The following is a 16,855-nucleotide window of genomic DNA, read 5'->3' on the forward strand; positions in this document are numbered from 1 at the left end:
AGTAAAATTATTAAATGGAAGACAATCCTATTTTTTTTGCAGACGGAAATGATCCGCAAATGATTGAAGCTTACAAAAAAGCACAGGAAACTTTTAAGTATTTCTGGCGCGAACAATCCTGGGAATACAGAAGAATTATTCCGGGGCTTACCGTATCATGTGTTAAAACTGCTTTTGAAGAGCAGGATGAAGAAACCGGAGAAAGCCTGGTAGAACATATGTGGATCAATGAAATATTTTTTGACGGGGATCATGTAAGAGGATATCTTATTAATGAGCCTAACAGCCTTAAAAACGTACAGGTTGGTGATTATGTTGAAATCCCTTTAGAGAACATCACTGACTGGCTTTTTGCCATCACCCCGGGTGTACAGAAACCTAAAGGACTTTCCAGGCTGTTTTCATCTTCTTCAACCCCGCTTCCAAAAGCTTACGGAGGTTTTACCATTCAGAAAATGCGTGCTGATATGTCCGATGCGGAAAGAAAAGAACATGATAATGCCTGGCAGCTTGATTTCGGAGATTTCAATGATATACTTTTGGTCAATAACCAGAAAGAAAATCCGGAAAATCTGATTGAGCATCCCATGAGTAAAAATATGAAGGAGGAATTTGCAAAGTTCTTACAGCAATATCCGGATGAGCTTACACAAGCTGATGAATACGGCCTGACACTTCTTCACAAAGAAACGATTGCAGGAAACTTAACCACTGTGCAGATAGCTTTGGAAGCAGGAGCTGATAAAAATATCCGGTCTAAAAAAGGAAAAACAGCCCTTGATTATGCAAAACAGCTGAAATGGGAACATCTTATTCCGGTATTGGAAGGTTAAAATAATAGAGAGAAGTGTGTGCTTCTCTTTTTTTATTTAACGTAAGCTGTAAAATGTTTTATACTATCTTTTAATCTTACGCAAATTTCCCAGATAACGCAGATTTTAAGATAGAAATATCTTTAACAGATAAGAAGAAAAATGATGTTTTTTATGGGATTTGAAATGTGCCGGAGAAGGAGCAGAGCTTTTTCAATAAGCAGGTTTAAAATTTCACTCCTTTTTAATTATATTTGTAGAAAGACACAAATATAAAAGTCGTTATGGAAAAGCTAAGAAATCTAAGAAAACAAAGAGGCTATACACAAGAATATATGTCTAATATCATATCCACAGATGTCTCCAATTATTCCCGAAAAGAGAATGATGAAGTCAGAATATATGATGATGAATGGGAAAAACTTGCTAAAGCGCTTGATGTTCCTGTAGAAGAGATCAAAGAGGAAAGAAAAACAGCTATTGTCCATAATAATCATGACAATACGACTTTTAATGATAATGCAGGCAGCTATTTCAACAACTTCCACAGTATTCCGGATTCTATTGTAGAAAATTTACAGAGCTATATTAAAATTTTGGAAGAACAGGTGGAAGCTTTGAAGGAAGAGAATAAAAAGTTGAAGTCCAGATAGATTTTTTATTATTACGTCAATATAAACAAAGCTCCCGGCAGAGAAATCTTCCGGGAGCTTTATATTTTATCCAAATTTCTTTTTCCTTAACCAGAAGAACAGTCCTCCCAGAAGGCCGATAATAGCCAGTGGAAGCAATAAGTTCAGCCACTGCCAGGTAGATTTCTCTTCTGTGATTCTTTGCCTGTCGAGAAGTCTTTCTTCGATGTTTCTGTTTCTCAGCTCCATCAGGTTGCTGTCATCCAGCAGATAATCCAAAGCATTTCTCAGGAACTGCTCGTTTCCGAATTGTTCGTTCGTCAACAGATCTACCCCCAGTGGAAGCGGTTTTCCTTTGATCACTTTGTTTCTTCCTACATCTCCGTCTGCAATCACGATCATTTTATTATCCGGACTTGATGTTTTGAATCCCGGGTAAGACTTTCTTTCAATTCTTGATGCATACGCAGAGTTGAATTTCCCTTCCAATGCTACAGCGAAAATCTTCGGAGTACTAGGTTTTTCCATTTGTCCAAGACTGTCTACGCTTGCAATTTCTTTCAGATCCACATAGTTTGGAACCTGTTTCAACAATGTTCTTTCACTGGACTCAAAAAGCACTTTTGTTTTGATATTTTTTCTTCCTCCCAATGTATCGATGGAAGTAGGGAATTCAAACTTTACAGGGTTAATATTTTTGGTAACCGGATTATTGTTTTCAGCAATTCCCAGAGGATAATAAGGCCATGGCAGGCTTGTGTACTGAGGATTTCCGCTTACTTCTCCTGTAACGAGTCTTAATAATGCAAATTTTTTAACGTCTTTTACCAAAGCAGGATTGATTCTTACCCCGTAATTGAAAAAGAAGTCAGTCATATTGATATCGATCGGGAAAGGCATTACTTTTTTGGATCTTGTTAAGGTATCCATTTCAGCATTTACGGCATCAATCATCCAAAGTGTTTTCCCGCCATTCATGATGTACTGGTCAAGAATTACTTTTTCATTATCTGTAAAAGCTTTTCTCGGTTTTGCAATTACCAGGGCGCTCATCTGTTTCAATAAAGGAACATCTTCCAGTGAAAGCTCAGTCTGATTTTTAGGAATAATAGGCCCTGCATCATAATTTTCCATCGCCAGCTGCACAAACCCCTGGAATTCATCCGGATTCAATTCATCATGGTTGACCAAAATCCCGATTTTTTTCCTTTTGGCTGCTGCAATATTTTTAATATTGGAAACAAGGTTATATTCCAGGCCTTCAATAGATCTTGTTAGCTGCTCATCGGCATCAATTCCTGCCTGCTGAACCACTAACGGAATAGAAACACCGTCATTTCCGTGTTTGATCACAGCATAAGGGAAAAGCGTGATCTGTGAGATCTTTCCGTCTTTCACATCGGGAAGAATTGACGGCTGCATTCCCATGGCCATCAGGGTATCCTGAGACATTTTGGTTTTAATCGGATCGATAAATTTAAAATCAATCTTCGGATTAATCTTTCTGAACTCTTCCAGCATGAATTTCGTTTCGCTCTGGAGCTGTTTGAAACTTGCCGGAAAATCTCCTTCCAGATACACTTCTACGGTAAGAGGCTTTTTTACAGACTCCAGTACTTTGATGGTGTTATCGGAAAGTGTATATCTTTTTTCTTTTGTTAAGTCTAACCTGATCCCCGAATACGTAAGGATAATAACCAAAGGAACAATTACAATTAAGAAAATTCCCAGAGGAGATTGAGCATTGAACTTCTTCATGATTCTACTTCTTTTTGTTAATAAAATGATTAGACAATACTAATGAAGCTCCAATGACAAGAATAAAATAAGCTACATCTTTACCATCAATAAGCCCTCTTGTGAAGCCTAAGAAATGCTGATAAAAGCCAATATTCTGAAGAATGAAATCAGCTCCGCCCAAAAGTTTATAACTTGCCAGCTGCTCAATTCCAAAATACATGATGAAGCACATAAAAACACCCAGCAGGTAAGCCATAATCTGGTTCTGTGATAATGAAGAGGCTAAAATTCCCACTGCTGAAAAGGCTGCAATTAACATGATTAACCCAAGGTAGCTTCCGAAGGTCATTCCGAGATCGATATTTCCTGCAGGAACTCCCAAAACATATACCGTATAAAGGTAAATCAGTGAAGGAATAAGGCACAGAATCCCGACAATCCATACGGAAAGGAATTTTCCTGTAACCAGTTCTGAAACCTTTAACGGCTGTGAAAAAAGCCAGTTTAATGTTCCGGTTTGCTGCTCTTCCGCAAAAGTCTTCATGGAAAGGGCCGGAATGATAAACATCAACAGCCATGGTACCAATACGAAATAGCTCTGCAATGAGGCCATTCCGATCTCAAAAATATTAGAATCGTTGTCGAAAAAGAACAGGAAAAGGGTTGCTATCAGGCTGAAAGCAGCAATGATCACCCATGCACTCCAGTTTCCAAAGTAACTCCAAAGTTCTTTCTTTAAAATTGCAATCATAGTTTTTTGTAAGATATAAAAAGGATGGATGTTTTCAGACATACGTCCTGCTCCACAATTATTTGTTTTTTTTGTTTTTGTTAACCAGTTTTACCGTCATCATGATCAGCAATACAAGAACGAAAAATCCTGTAATTAATTGCCACCAGTATTCGATCACCATTGATTTTAAAATAACTGTAAATACCACCAGAAACAGAATGAAGGTTGCAATCTCATTGGCCTGTCTCAGTTTGATATTGGCAATGGGTAGTGTATCTCCATGCAGTTCCTTTAAATGAAGAACTTTTTTCCAGCACCAGTAATGGTAGGCCGCAAGCCCGATAAGGAAGGTCAGTTTTAAGTGGAACCACCCCATTTTCATCAGTCCCTGATTTAAAAAAATCATGACCAGCCCGCATACTGCCATAATTACTCCCGCAGGAACGGTGATAATATTCCACAGCCTTCTGGCCATAAAAGTATACTGCTCTCTCAGAATTTTCTTTTTTTCTTCCGGAAAATCATCAGTGTCTTTATAGTAAACGAAAATCCTTACGAGATAAAAAATTCCCGCAAAGTAGCTTACCATAAAAATAATGTGCAGCGCTTTGATTATTGTATAAAGCATTCAGAAAAAATTAACAGCAAAGATAAGCTTATTATATAATTGTTAAAAATAAATTTCTTTTGATCAGGAAAACCCAATCAAAAACGGATTTATATAAAAAATAGTTCGGCTCGGGGCAGCAAAGCTGCCCGAGCCGAACCTTATATTTTCATTATTGTATCCAATTCAGCGATTAAGAGATCACTCCTAATTCTTTTCCTACTTTTTCAAATGCAGCAATCGCCTTATCCAGGTGCTCTTTGGTATGAGCAGCGGATAACTGTACTCTGATTCTTGCTTTTCCTTTCGGTACTACAGGATAGAAGAATCCGATCACGTAGATTCCTTCATCCATAAGCTTTTCGGCCATTTTCTGAGAAAGTGGCGCATCGTAAAGCATTACCGGAACAATAGCAGCATCGCCTTCAGGGATATCAAAGCCTTTTGCTTTCATTTCTGTTCTGAAGTATTCTGCATTTTCCATTACTTTATCACGAAGAGAAGTGTCATCAGAAATCATATCCAATACTCTCAATGCAGCTCCTACGATTCCAGGTGCTAAAGAGTTTGAGAATAAATAAGGTCTTGAACGCTGTCTCAACATATCAATGATTTCTTTTTTACCGGAAGTAAATCCACCTAAAGCACCTCCTAACGCTTTTCCTAATGTAGAAGTAATGATATCCACTCTACCCATTACCTCATTTGCTTCGTGGGTTCCACGGCCAGTCTTTCCAATGAAACCTGTTGCGTGAGAATCATCTACCATCACCAAAGCATCATATTTGTCTGCAAGATCACAAACTCCTTTTAAGTCTGCAACAATACCATCCATTGAGAATACTCCGTCTGTTACAATAATTTTAAAACGGTGGTTCTTTTCAGAAGCAGCAATCAGCTGAGCTTCCAGATCCTCCATATTATTGTTTTTGTATCTGTATCTTGCCGCTTTACAAAGACGGACACCATCAATAATTGACGCATGGTTCAGTTCATCTGAAATAATAGCATCTTCTTCTGTAAATAAGGGTTCAAAAACACCTCCGTTAGCATCAAATGCAGCTGCGTAAAGGATGGTATCTTCAAGACCAAGGAAATCTGCAATTTTTTTCTCAAGCTCCTTGTGAATATCCTGTGTTCCGCAGATGAAACGTACAGATGACATTCCGTATCCATGAGATTGGATCATATCCTGAGAAGCTTTCATCACTTCCGGATGATTGGATAATCCCAGATAATTGTTAGCGCAGAAGTTTAAAAGCTTTTTTCCGTTAGCCTCTATTTCTGCACTCTGTTGAGAAGTGATGATTCTCTCTCTTTTGTAAAGTCCGTCATTCTCAATATTCTGAAGTTCATTCTGTAAATGTTGAAGGTATTTTTCAGAGATCATTTTTAGTAATTTTTTAGATGTGCTAATTTACTAAAAAGGCAGTAAAATAAAACCTTTTATAACCTTAATTCTAAAAAATCAGTTAAGGTTTAAGTTTTAACACTATTAGTCTACAAATTTAGTAGGATAATATTTATATTTGCTTAAATTTTGAATATATGAGATTAAAGCCGGTACAAAAAATAAAGACAATCAGCTCAGATACCTTTATTAATAACCATATGAAGCCGAGAATTCCAATTATTATTGAAGATTTCATACACCCGGAAAGCCCGGCTTTCAAAAAGTGGAATTATGAGTATTTCAAAGAGATTGCCGGAAACCAGATGGTCAATATATACGGCAGTGAGCTTGATTCCCTGGACAGAGTCGCAAGTGATCCTATTGCCCAAGCCACATTCTCAGAATATCTCGACCTGATTCAATCAACCCCTACCGAACACCGGCTCTTCTTATTTAATTTGCTGAAAATAAAACCTGAACTTAAAAATGATATTATCTACAATGATGTAACAAAGGGTAAAATACTGAAATGGCTGCCATTTATGTTTTTCGGCGGTGAGGGCTCCGTAACCAGAAATCATATTGACATTGATATGTCCCATGTTTTTATCACCCAATTCCGGGGAATCAAAAGAGTCTGGCTCTTCCCCTGGGAGCAATCTGATTTTATGTATAAGCTGCCATACAATTTTCACAGTCTGGTTCAGATTAAAAATCCGGATTACAGAAAATACCCTGCCCTGCTCTATTTAAATGGTTACGAAGCAGTCATTCATCCTGGAGACACGCTGTATATTCCTTCCGGATGGTGGCATTATATTCAGTATGATACAGAAGGATATTCTATATCGGTAAGAGCACTGCCTTCAAGTCCTCTTGAAAAATGGCGCGGTTTTAAAAACCTTGTGATCACCAGACATTTTGATAACCTTATGCGTAAGATATTCAAAGACAAATGGTTCTCCTACAAGGTCAGACTGGCGAGGCAAAGAGGAGCCAGAGCAGCAAGAAAACAAAGAAGCTTTCAAATATGAAAGCTTCTTCTGTATTATATTTAAAAGTTTTCAGAAAGTACCCTCCATACTTTCCCGACCTTCATTTTAGTGCTTAATAAATTTGATATTCTTTTCATCAATCGTAATAAAATAGGCTCCCGGAACCAATTCTGAAATTCCGATCGCTTTACCCGGCTGATATGTTCCTTTTCCTACCAGCTTTCCGTCAATTGCGTGAATCGTAAAGTCCACAGCTCTGTTAATACCTTTCAGATTAATTTCATTTTTAGCAGGATTCGGATATAAGCCAAAATCTTCCTTCTCAACAGAAGAAACACTTAACGTATTATCCTGGGTCACTGTAGAGTTTTTCTCAATAATCTGATACTCATAATTAAACTGTACACTCGCTATCGGGAAGGTTACCGATTGAAGGAAATATTGATTATTTGAGGTATTGTTAAGAACCAGATACGCCGTCTGCCCGGATGTTCCTGTCACTTTAACGGGCAAAGGCATTTCGAAAAAGCTTACCGTAGAGCTGCTCTGGGTCTGTGAAACCTTAAATAAAGCCTGATTCCCGCTCTGCATCCACTTTATGGTATAGGTAGGATATCCTTCTCCATACACCCAATCATTAAAAAACTCTGTAAAATCTGTTCCTGTTGACTGCAGTAAGGAGGCATTAAAATCAGCTGTACGTGCATAGCTGTATGCAAGATTGGGTCTTGCATGATAATCCTTCAGCGCCTGGTAAAACACTGTATCTCCTAAAATCCATTTCAGCATTCTCAGCACATATCCTCCTTTGGCATAAGAAAGCCTGCTGTCAAATATTCTGTTAATGCTGGAAAGTCCGCTATCCGGTACATATACGCTTCCGGTTGTGCCTGCTGTAATATAATTGGACTGACCTTGTAAGTAATTCAGAAAATCTGTATTGTTCATCAATAGCTTCTCATTGGCAACATGTTCCCCGAATGTGGCAAAACCCTCATTCAGCCAGATATCATTCCATGCACCGCAGGTTACCTTATCACCAAACCACTGATGAGTAAGCTCATGAGCAATAAGCTGTTTGCTCCATCCGCCCATAGAAGACATGGTCTGATGTTCCATTCCTCCTCCGTACATAAATTCCATGTGTCCATATTTTTCATTCCTGAAAGGATAAGGACCAAAATAGGTTTCAAAAGTATCCATTACCTGCTTTGTCCAGTTAATATTAGCTACGCTGGTTGCATTTGAGTTTGTGGACGGATAAATATAATTCACAAAAGGGAAAGGAGGATTTCCGATGGTATCAGTAAGCTTTACAAAATTTGTAATCGAAAGAGCGATCAGATACGCCGGTGTAGGATACATCGTTCTCCAAAAGGTCAGTTTGGTATTCCCTGTGGGAAAAGTTTCAGACATCAGCTTTCCGTTAGCTGCTACACTGTAGTTGGATGGAGTGGTAATTTTAAAATCAAATCTTTCAATTTTATCATTTAAACTCTGCTTGGTAGGAAACCAATCCTGCGCACCATAAGGCTCATTTAAAGTAGAAAGCACCGGAGTTCCGCTCTGAAGAGCCGTTTTGAAAGCATCATTACTTGTAGATGGAGCTCCTGCATAATAAATGGTAAGAGAGTCTACTATATTGGCAGGAATAGAGGCCGGAAAATCAATTTTCAATTCTTTTGAAGGAAGCTGCTGAAAGCTTGTAATGTTGATCCCGTGATATTTCACCTGGGAAACCGTTAATGAATTGGAAAGATCAAAATAAATGCTTCCCATACTTTGGGTAGGTTTGAAATGTGAAGTTACCGAACCGGAAATATTGTAGACCGCAGGATCCAGGCTGACATCCATTCTCTGATACTGTAAGTCGTAATTCAGGGTATTGGGATTGATATTCCCGATATTCATCTTTTGGGTGAAGGATTTTTTCTCTTTTTCGATTAATCCTTTCATATCCGTATTTTGCCTTTGCTTCTGGCCATAAAATTGTTGAGACAATAAAAATCCCAACACCAAAAGGTACAATTTCGTCATGTTTTGAAAAATTTAATCAAATATAAAAAAAACCTTTTAATCCATGATTAAAAGGCTGTTATAATATATAAAATAAAAAATTTTTACAAATCCAGTGCAGGTTCAAGAATTTTTTCCATTCTTTTCTTCACCATATCTACCGATCCGGAATAATTATTCACCATTAAAGAAAAAACCAATGTTTTTCCTGAATTCGTTTTCAGATAACCGGCTAATGTTTTCACTTTGTTCAAAGTTCCTGTTTTCGCAAAGACCTGTCCGTTCCCTCCTGCATTGAACATTCTTTTTAAAGTTCCGGATTGCCCTCCGACAGGCAAAGAAGTCAGATAAGATCTGTAGTATTTCTGATCCATCAGGGAAGTAAGGAATTTCACCTGAGAAATCGGGGTTACATTATTACTTCTTGAAAGTCCGCTTCCATCGATGTAGTTAAGTCCGGTCATATCAAAACCTGCATCTTTAAGGTGATTAGTCACCACTATTCTTCCGGATTCTGAAGTCTGGTCACCCATTTTCTGATATCCTACGGTTCTCAGCAAAGCTTCAGCCAATGAGTTGTCACTGTGCTGGTTCGTATAATAAATAATATCGCTTAAAGTTGGGGATTTATATGCTGAAAGCATTTTTCTGTTTTCCGGTGCCGCATCTGTCATTTTCGGAGTTACTTTTCCGGTAACAGGAATGCCGCTTTTCACCAGTGTTGTCCTGAAAGAGTTGGCAAGGTAAGCAGGTGCATCAGGAAGCTTGGTTGTTAAAACTCCGTTTCCTTCGTATTTATCAGCATAGACCATCTGATGATTGTAAGGGGAAACATAGAAAAATTTCTTTTCTGTGGAGAAACCACCTTTTTTAACGATTAATTTTTCGTTGGCCGGGTTGATATCGCGGGTAGTTCCTGCCGGTAAATAATAGTTATTGTTTTCCAACCATACAACATTTTCCGGAAGCATTGAAATATTGCCTTTGAAAAGCGCTGTCTGAATGATAATATCACCATTTACCTTTTTGATTCCCTCTCTTGAAACACCACTTACGAAATCTGAAATGATATCTCTATAAGATGCTGCTCCTGCTTTGTTTGTTCCCAAAGAAGGGTCACCGCTTCCTATGACATAAAGATTTCCGTTTAAAACTCCATTTTCATCTATGGTTCCTGAATATTCCAGCTGAGTCATCCAACGGTAGTTTTCGCCCAGCATATTCAGAGCGGTTTCCGTTGTCAGTAATTTTGTGGTAGAAGCAGGTACTAAAGGAGTATTTTCATTGTACGAAGAGATTACTTTCTTCGTTTTCGGGTCATACACTACGAATCCCCAGGTTGCATTTTTCAGCACAGGATCCGTCATCATTGTGTTCACATTAATGTCTACCAGTTCTTTTGCTGACAAAACAGTTTTCTCCACCACCGTGCTAACGGGTGAAGGTAGGTTTAAGCTGCTTTTCTGATTGTCATAATTCTGAGAATAAAGAACGGTAGAAACGGTAGATTGAGCCAGGAAAAAACCAGAAGCCAACACCGCCGCACTTGAAATATATTTTCTGAAATTTACCATCTATCTTCTTTTTGTTCTATAGCTTTGACTCTATAAAAAATGACAGGTTAAATCATTCATTAAAAGAACCAAACACTTAATCAACGTCCAAAAGTAGAAATTATTGTCATACAACGGACTACAGCCCTATTATAAAAGAGTGTAAAATTTGTTAAAAATTGTTAAAAATCCACAAAAACATCTTTTTTAATGCTTTGATAAGCAGTGATTTCATCAAATTCTTTCAAACTTATTAAAACCATATTCTTGAATTTTTCATAGTTCTTCCCACGGGGAAGTTTAAGCATAATCTGGAACTGGTACAAATTGTTCAGCCTTGCAATCTGAGCTCTTTCAGGGCCTAAAACACAGTCTTCAGGAAGGTATTTTCTGAGAATAGAACCCAGAAACTGAGAAGCACGGTCTGCTTTATCTTCTCTTCTGTGTTTCAGCTCAATCATGATCAGCTTGGTAAAAGGCGGATAATGAAATTTCTGACGCTCAGTAAGGATATATTTATAGATTTTAGCGGGATTGTTCATCTTGATCAACTGAAATACGGAATGATCAGGATTAAAAGTCTGAATGAGAATTTTTCCTTTTCCGGAAACCCTTCCGGCCCTCCCTGAAACCTGTGTGATCAGCTGATAAGCCCTCTCCTCTGCTCTGAAGTCCTGTACATATAATAAGGAATCCGCTTTAGGAATCGCAACCAGTTCGATATGGTCAAAATCCAGCCCTTTGGAAATCATCTGTGTTCCTACGATAATGTCTGTTTCTCCATCTTCAATCTTTTCATACAGCTTTTCGTAGGCAAATTTCTTACGCATAGAATCTACATCCATTCTATCCACCTCATTTTCCGGAAACAGTTTGGAAACTTCTTCGTGAATCTGCTCTACACCTACTCCTCTTTCGTTCAGCTTTTCGGAATTACATTTAGGACAGGTTTTAGGTTTTGATGCTCTCTGGCCGCAATAATGACACTTCATTTCATTGGCCGCTTTATGATACGTCATCACCACATCGCAATTGGAACAGTAATTCACATACCCGCAGCTTTCACATTCAATTACATTGGAATAGCCACGGCGATTATGCAGGACAATAGCCTGATTTTTTGCATCTACTGTTTTCTTAATATCCTCAATAAGCTTCAGAGAGAAGTTTCCGGAAACCTTTTTAGACTCCTGGGCTTCCTTAAAATTGATCAGTTCATATTCAGGTAAATTAACGTTCCCGAATCTTTCATTCAGAAAAACGTATTTCATTTTATCTTTTCTGGCGCTGTAGTAGCTTTCAACGGAAGGTGTGGCAGATCCCAGGATGACTCCCGCCTGATAAAGCCTGCCCAAAACCAATGACGCATCCTTAGCATTAAAATAAGGAGATACTTCCCTTGGTCTGTAAGCAGCATCATGTTCTTCATCCACTACAATAAGCCCCAGGTTTTGGTAAGGTAAAAACAGAGCATTACGGGTTCCGATCAGAATACGGATATCGTTCTGTCTGATTCTTCTCCATACTTCCACCCTTTCAAAATCAGTAAGTTTCTGATGATAAAAGCCTAATTGCCTGCCATATTTTTTTTCTAACCGCTGGGTAATCTGTTTGGTCAGGGAAATTTCCGGAAGTAAAAACAGAACATTCTTTCCGTCACGGATGCATTCATCTATTTTCTCTAAATAAATATGGGTTTTTCCTGATGAAGTGACACCGTGAAGCAGCACATTTTTCCCTTCTTCAAAAGCTTCATCGATCTCGGATTTGGCTGTTTTCTGCTGTTCTGAAAGTTCCTCAAGCTCTTCAATTTCTCCTTCATAACTCGCGATCCTGTCTTTCTGCATATAATATTCCTCCACAAGACCTTTGTCTGCCAGAGGCTTGAAGTGCGAACTTCCAAAATAACCATCTTCAAACAGTTCAGATTTTTTTATAGGTGTATCCGGATTTTCTGTTTGTTTTTCCAGAATAAGAAGGAAAAGATCTTTCTGCTTCTGTGCCCTGTTCAGCTTTAAAAGAATTTCCGTGAGGTTCTGATTGACCAGCACCTCATCATTAATCCTTACATACGCTACTTCTCTGGCTTTATATTTTTCAGCAATCTTCTCATCAATTTCAATATACTGAAGATCGATAAGTGAATTGATGGTTCTGATGATATCTTTTTTAGGTATAAATGCTTCAATATCCGTCAGGTTGATCAGCTGACGCACCTCGAGTGCCTGAATCAGGTACATTTCGTTAACATCCAGATTTTCGAAGTCAACAATTGCACCCGGTTTTAATTTTAAATAGGTTTCACTTTCAAGTTTTAAAGAAGAAGGAAATGAAAACCTGTAAATTTCCCCAAGATTGCACATATAGTATTCTGAAAGCCAGTTCCAGAAATCGATCTGCTCCTGAGGAAGAATAGGTCGATCATCCAGCATGCTGATGATTTCCTTGGCAACAAAATTTTCCGGTGCATTATCATGAAGCTCAAATACAATTCCCGTATAGATTTTCTTCCCGCCAAACGGTACCAGAACACGCATTCCAGGCTGGATTTCGGGCATCATTTCTTCAGGAACTTTATAGGTAAAAGATCCTTTTAAATTCAATGGTAAAACTATCTGAGCGTACTGCAAGGGAAATATTTAAAATGTAAAATTAGATTTTTCCTGAGAGAACTGCAAGTTTACAGAAATTCTTTCATCATCTTTAACCAAGACCTGAAACTGCATTCTACTCTTTATTTTCTCCTTATTTTTGTCCATTCCTATTTCTATGACAAAGCGTGTGGATAAAAGAACAACACAAATCCAGAAAGGATCGAGGAAAGGATTCATGAATGACTAAAAAAGAAGTTCCGTGATCTGATACCAGAATGCAGAAGTAAAAAAGCCTACAATAATACTGAATCCAATGATCAGGTTGGTCAGTTTTGTATTCAGCCTGAACTGTTCTGCAATAATACTTGAGGTTACCAGTGTCGGCATTGCTGCTTCAAATACCGTAATTTTTGCTACATTTCCTTTTATTCCCAGTAATAAAGCCATTCCTAAAACAATTGCGGGTGCCAGAATAAGCTTGTAAAGCATAGACATAGACATCTGCGGGATCAGTTTTTTCCAGCCGTTAAATTTCAGCTGCAAGCCGACAGAAAATAAAGCCAGTGGACTTACCGTTGCTGCCAGCTTATCAAAAAACGGCTCTGCAACAGTAAAATCAATAAACTGTGAGAGTATTAATGCAGAAATACAACCTATTAAAGGAGGAAACGTGACAAGTCTTTTTAAGATGAATATTGCACTTACTTTACCGGATTTACTGCCTCCTTTTACTGCCGCAATAATTCCCAGCGTGGAAAGGGCAAAGAACATGGTCTGATCACAGATAATCGCGATACTCAGAAGCCCTTCCCCATAAAAAGCACTGATCAACGGAAATCCTATGAATGAAGTATTGCTATAACCGCTTGCCAGTTCTAAAGTACTCCTTGAACGCCTTGAATAGCCTCTGCTCCTGCTGTAAAACATCATAAAGAAAAAGCAGAACACTGAAATTAAAAATGTGGCTGCAATCGGGAACAGCATTTCTGTTGTCCATTTTACTTTAGGCAGGTATTTAAATGAAACTGCCGGAAGAGCAAGATAAAGAATCCAGGTATTGATACCCTTATGAGCATCGGGGTGGATAGATTTTGTTGCTTTGAATATCATTCCTGCAATAATGCATACTGCAATCAGAACAAAATTTACCATAACTGTAATAAAATATGGAACAAATTTACGGCTGATTTTTCAGTTGGAAAGGTAAAATTTATATTTTTTTGAGTTAAATTCTAATGACTTTCTTTCATTTTTAAACCTTATAGGCTTTAAAAACCTCTAAGGTTTGGAGACCATTTGCTGTATTTTAACCTTTCATCACCTCCCAAAGACTCAACGTCTCAACATTTTCCAAAGGTTTTGAGAGGATTATTCTTTTTGAAGTTTCCGGCAGGAGATCAAAGAAATTATCACTGAAATGAGTATCTCCAATCAGATAAACATCTTTGGCTAAAACATCTGTAGAGATTTCAATTTCAGTGGGTGATATTTTTCTGATCTTAATCTCAGGTTGTAAAAGTTTCAGATCTTTTGGCTTATTAAAAAAGAACAGCTTTTCGAATTTTGTATCTTTTTCAGAGCTGATCTTTAAAACAGCTCGGGACAAATCAAACTGAGCCAGCTCTGACTTATTGATGCTTCGGATTTTCTTACTAATATCAGTATTGATGATATCTGACTGGTTAGCTTTCCAAAGTGTTTTCCCTTTGAAATCAATGAGTTCAAGCTTGATATCTGCTTTTAATTCTTTGAGCAAATCACTTATCAGATAAACGTCATAATTTTTTTCTGTTTCAGCTACTGATACCAAAACAGGCTCAAAGCTTCTTTTCGCCTGATAATGGAAAGCTTTCCAGTTTCCTAAATAATCGATGGAAGACCATGAGACTACCGGCCAACAGTCGTTGAGCTGCCAATACAATGTTCCCATATTATAGGGTTTTGCACGGCGGTGAGCTTCAATGGCAATCTGCATTCCTCTTGCCTGCAACAATTGTGAAATGTAGTTATATTGTACGAGATCAGTCGGAACCTTATAATCACGCTTCATATATTCATTAATGATATCCCAGCCTCTGGCATGTTTTTCATGCGCTTTGATGGTTGGATTCTGAAGGTTTAAATCAGGAGTTCCGGAAAACATTGATCTTGTCGTTTCAAGAGCAGGAGTTCCCTGAAAGCCATATTCAGACATGAAGCGACCTACTTTTTCGTTGTAAATCTCAAACGGCTGCTCACCCCACCATACGCCCCAGTAATGAGAGTCACCTTCTGTGAGACTTTCTTTATGTCCCCAGCCGATAGACGGAGAGCTCGGCCAGTAGATATTTTTATCTGATTTCAGGTTTTCTGCCAATGCCTTGGGAATGACATCGTGAAACAATTTTTTATAGTCTTTCCAAACCTGAAGGGAGTCATTTTCTGAATATTTGAACTGCTTCTGGTACCCCCAGTTGACAATGGCTTCATCAATTTCATTATTCCCGCACCACAAAGCAATGGATGGATGATTCTGAAGTCTGGCGACCTGATCTTTAACTTCTTCTTTTACGTTATTTAAAAAGGCTTCATCTGCCGGATAAAAGCTTCCTGCAAACATAAAATCCTGCCAGACGAGGATACCGTTTTCATCACAGGCTTTATAAAATTCATCGTCTTCATAAATACCTCCGCCCCAGATGCGGATCATATTCATATTGGCGTCTTTTGTGTCTTTGATCAGTTTCTGATATTTTTCTCTGGTCATTCTTGGTGAAAAACTATCGCCCGGAATCCAGTTGGTTCCTTTGATATACAATGGTTGCCCATTCACTTTAAAGTAAAATGACTTTCCTTTTTCATCTTTTTCCTGAACCAATTCTACGGTTCTTAAGCCTATCCTTATATTTTTAACATCTATATTTTTCTGATCTTTGGAAAGCTTCACTTCGAAATTATAGAGATTAGCCTCACCACGTCCATTGGGTTGCCAGAGCTTCATCCCTTCAGTATCATAAGGAACCGTAATTGTGTTGTTCCCTTTTTTTAAAGTAATTTTTTTATGGATGGAATTAAGGTCCAGCGTATAATCACCGGCGTTCTGCGCATACATTTCTACATCAAAGTGTAAATTGTGAGAGGGTTCAGCATATTTGCTCTGAATATCTTTAACCGAAGTAATTCTGGCATTATTCCAGAATTCCAACTGAACATCTTTCCAGATTCCTGCGGTAACCAGCCTTGGGCCCCAGTCCCACCCAAACTGATATTGAGCTTTTCTTACAAAGCTTCTTGGGGACTCCGGCATGGTAAACGGAACTTTCTTAGCCAATTCTTTTCCGGTATTTACTGCAGAGGTAAACCTGACCTGCAATGTATTGCTACCTGCTTTCAGATATTGTTTCACCGGAATACTCCATTTCCTGAACATATTATCTGTTTTCTTCAGCATCTTACCGTTAAGGTAAATTTCAGAAAATGTATCCAGCCCATTGAATACCAGATCTATATTGTCATTCATCAGTTCCCGGGAAGAAACGGTAAATGCTGTCTGATAATCCCAGTTTTCATTTTCTATCCATTGTACTTTCTTTTCATTTTCATCTTTGTACGGATCCGGAATCATCTTGTTATTCATCAAATCCAGATGAACTGTTCCCGGAACTTTAGCAGGAAGCCAGCTCTGTTCTTTTGAGTTTTTAAACTGCCAGCTCTCCGAAGACAAGCTCCTTTGTGAAAACTGTGCATGAAAAATATTCTGCATGAAAAGGAAAGCAAAAAGGATTGTTCTATTCATCAATA

12 protein-coding genes are annotated in these 16,855 nt (G+C 38.2%); 3 read left to right on the plus strand and 9 right to left on the minus strand.

Going from position 1 to position 16,855, the window contains the following annotated elements:
• Positions 1-14 precede the first annotated feature (14 nt).
• Both ACR1PO_RS12795 and ACR1PO_RS12800 read left to right on the plus strand, forming a co-directional pair.
• On the plus strand, positions 15-833 hold the full coding sequence (locus ACR1PO_RS12795; protein ID WP_433986999.1) for a DUF2314 domain-containing protein: 819 nt from the start codon (positions 15-17) through the stop codon (positions 831-833).
• 263 nt (positions 834-1,096) lie between these two features.
• Complete coding sequence (locus ACR1PO_RS12800) at positions 1,097-1,465, plus strand: helix-turn-helix domain-containing protein (RefSeq protein ID WP_332389188.1); 369 nt, start codon at positions 1,097-1,099, stop codon at positions 1,463-1,465.
• Between the two features lie 66 nt (positions 1,466-1,531).
• On the opposite strand, the gene gldG is transcribed toward ACR1PO_RS12800, so the two are convergent.
• From gldG to kbl, 4 genes are all read right to left on the minus strand, one after another.
• Positions 1,532-3,202 (minus strand): gliding motility-associated ABC transporter substrate-binding protein GldG, encoded by a 1,671-nt coding sequence (gene gldG / locus ACR1PO_RS12805; protein WP_433987000.1) that lies wholly within the window; start codon positions 3,200-3,202, stop codon positions 1,532-1,534.
• Positions 3,203-3,206: 4 nt separating this feature from the next.
• Positions 3,207-3,935, minus strand: coding sequence for an ABC transporter permease (locus ACR1PO_RS12810; protein ID WP_433987001.1), 729 nt, complete (start codon positions 3,933-3,935; stop codon positions 3,207-3,209).
• 58 nt (positions 3,936-3,993) lie between these two features.
• Complete coding sequence (locus ACR1PO_RS12815; protein WP_433987002.1) at positions 3,994-4,545, minus strand: CopD family protein; 552 nt, start codon at positions 4,543-4,545, stop codon at positions 3,994-3,996.
• 172 nt (positions 4,546-4,717) lie between these two features.
• On the minus strand, positions 4,718-5,914 hold the full coding sequence (gene kbl, locus ACR1PO_RS12820) for a glycine C-acetyltransferase (protein ID WP_233332589.1): 1,197 nt from the start codon (positions 5,912-5,914) through the stop codon (positions 4,718-4,720).
• A 158-nt stretch (positions 5,915-6,072) separates the two neighbouring features.
• Here kbl and ACR1PO_RS12825 point away from each other — a divergent pair, with 158 nt between their 5' ends.
• Positions 6,073-6,951, plus strand: a complete 879-nt coding sequence (locus ACR1PO_RS12825; RefSeq protein ID WP_433987003.1) for a cupin-like domain-containing protein — start codon at positions 6,073-6,075, stop codon at positions 6,949-6,951.
• Between the two features lie 66 nt (positions 6,952-7,017).
• On the opposite strand, the gene ACR1PO_RS12830 is transcribed toward ACR1PO_RS12825, so the two are convergent.
• From ACR1PO_RS12830 to ACR1PO_RS12850, 5 genes are all read right to left on the minus strand, one after another.
• Entirely contained in the window at positions 7,018-8,868 is a 1,851-nt protein-coding gene (locus ACR1PO_RS12830; protein ID WP_433987004.1) for a M1 family metallopeptidase, read from the minus strand.
• Between the two features lie 164 nt (positions 8,869-9,032).
• Complete coding sequence (dacB, locus tag ACR1PO_RS12835; RefSeq protein ID WP_332389180.1) at positions 9,033-10,502, minus strand: D-alanyl-D-alanine carboxypeptidase/D-alanyl-D-alanine endopeptidase; 1,470 nt, start codon at positions 10,500-10,502, stop codon at positions 9,033-9,035.
• A 161-nt stretch (positions 10,503-10,663) separates the two neighbouring features.
• The gene (priA, locus tag ACR1PO_RS12840) at positions 10,664-13,111 is read right to left on the minus strand and encodes a replication restart helicase PriA (RefSeq protein WP_433987005.1); all 2,448 of its coding nucleotides are present in this window, start codon (positions 13,109-13,111) and stop codon (positions 10,664-10,666) included.
• A 207-nt stretch (positions 13,112-13,318) separates the two neighbouring features.
• Entirely contained in the window at positions 13,319-14,227 is a 909-nt protein-coding gene (locus tag ACR1PO_RS12845; RefSeq protein ID WP_433987006.1) for an AEC family transporter, read from the minus strand.
• Positions 14,228-14,381: 154 nt separating this feature from the next.
• On the minus strand, positions 14,382-16,850 hold the full coding sequence (locus ACR1PO_RS12850) for a beta-mannosidase (RefSeq protein ID WP_433987007.1): 2,469 nt from the start codon (positions 16,848-16,850) through the stop codon (positions 14,382-14,384).
• Between the last annotated feature and the right edge of the window lie 5 nt (positions 16,851-16,855).

The organism is Chryseobacterium amylolyticum, assembly GCF_051011775.1.
In the GTDB taxonomy this organism is placed as follows: Bacteria; Bacteroidota; Bacteroidia; order Flavobacteriales; family Weeksellaceae; genus Chryseobacterium.

Bases quoted from the DNA above. Each gene is read 5' to 3' on its own strand.
- ACR1PO_RS12825 (WP_433987003.1), top strand. From the start codon at position 6,073: ATGAGATTAAAGCCGGTACAAAAAATAAAGACAATCAGCTCAGATACC.
- gldG (WP_433987000.1), bottom strand. From the start codon at position 3,202: ATGAAGAAGTTCAATGCTCAATCTCCTCTGGGAATTTTCTTAATTGTA.
- ACR1PO_RS12845 (WP_433987006.1), bottom strand. From the start codon at position 14,227: ATGGTAAATTTTGTTCTGATTGCAGTATGCATTATTGCAGGAATGATA.
- ACR1PO_RS12795 (WP_433986999.1), top strand. From the start codon at position 15: ATGGAAGACAATCCTATTTTTTTTGCAGACGGAAATGATCCGCAAATG.
- kbl (WP_233332589.1), bottom strand. From the start codon at position 5,914: ATGATCTCTGAAAAATACCTTCAACATTTACAGAATGAACTTCAGAAT.
- ACR1PO_RS12815 (WP_433987002.1), bottom strand. From the start codon at position 4,545: ATGCTTTATACAATAATCAAAGCGCTGCACATTATTTTTATGGTAAGC.
- dacB (WP_332389180.1), bottom strand. From the start codon at position 10,502: ATGGTAAATTTCAGAAAATATATTTCAAGTGCGGCGGTGTTGGCTTCT.
- ACR1PO_RS12850 (WP_433987007.1), bottom strand. From the start codon at position 16,850: ATGAATAGAACAATCCTTTTTGCTTTCCTTTTCATGCAGAATATTTTT.
- ACR1PO_RS12810 (WP_433987001.1), bottom strand. From the start codon at position 3,935: ATGATTGCAATTTTAAAGAAAGAACTTTGGAGTTACTTTGGAAACTGG.
- ACR1PO_RS12800 (WP_332389188.1), top strand. From the start codon at position 1,097: ATGGAAAAGCTAAGAAATCTAAGAAAACAAAGAGGCTATACACAAGAA.
- ACR1PO_RS12830 (WP_433987004.1), bottom strand. From the start codon at position 8,868: ATGAAAGGATTAATCGAAAAAGAGAAAAAATCCTTCACCCAAAAGATG.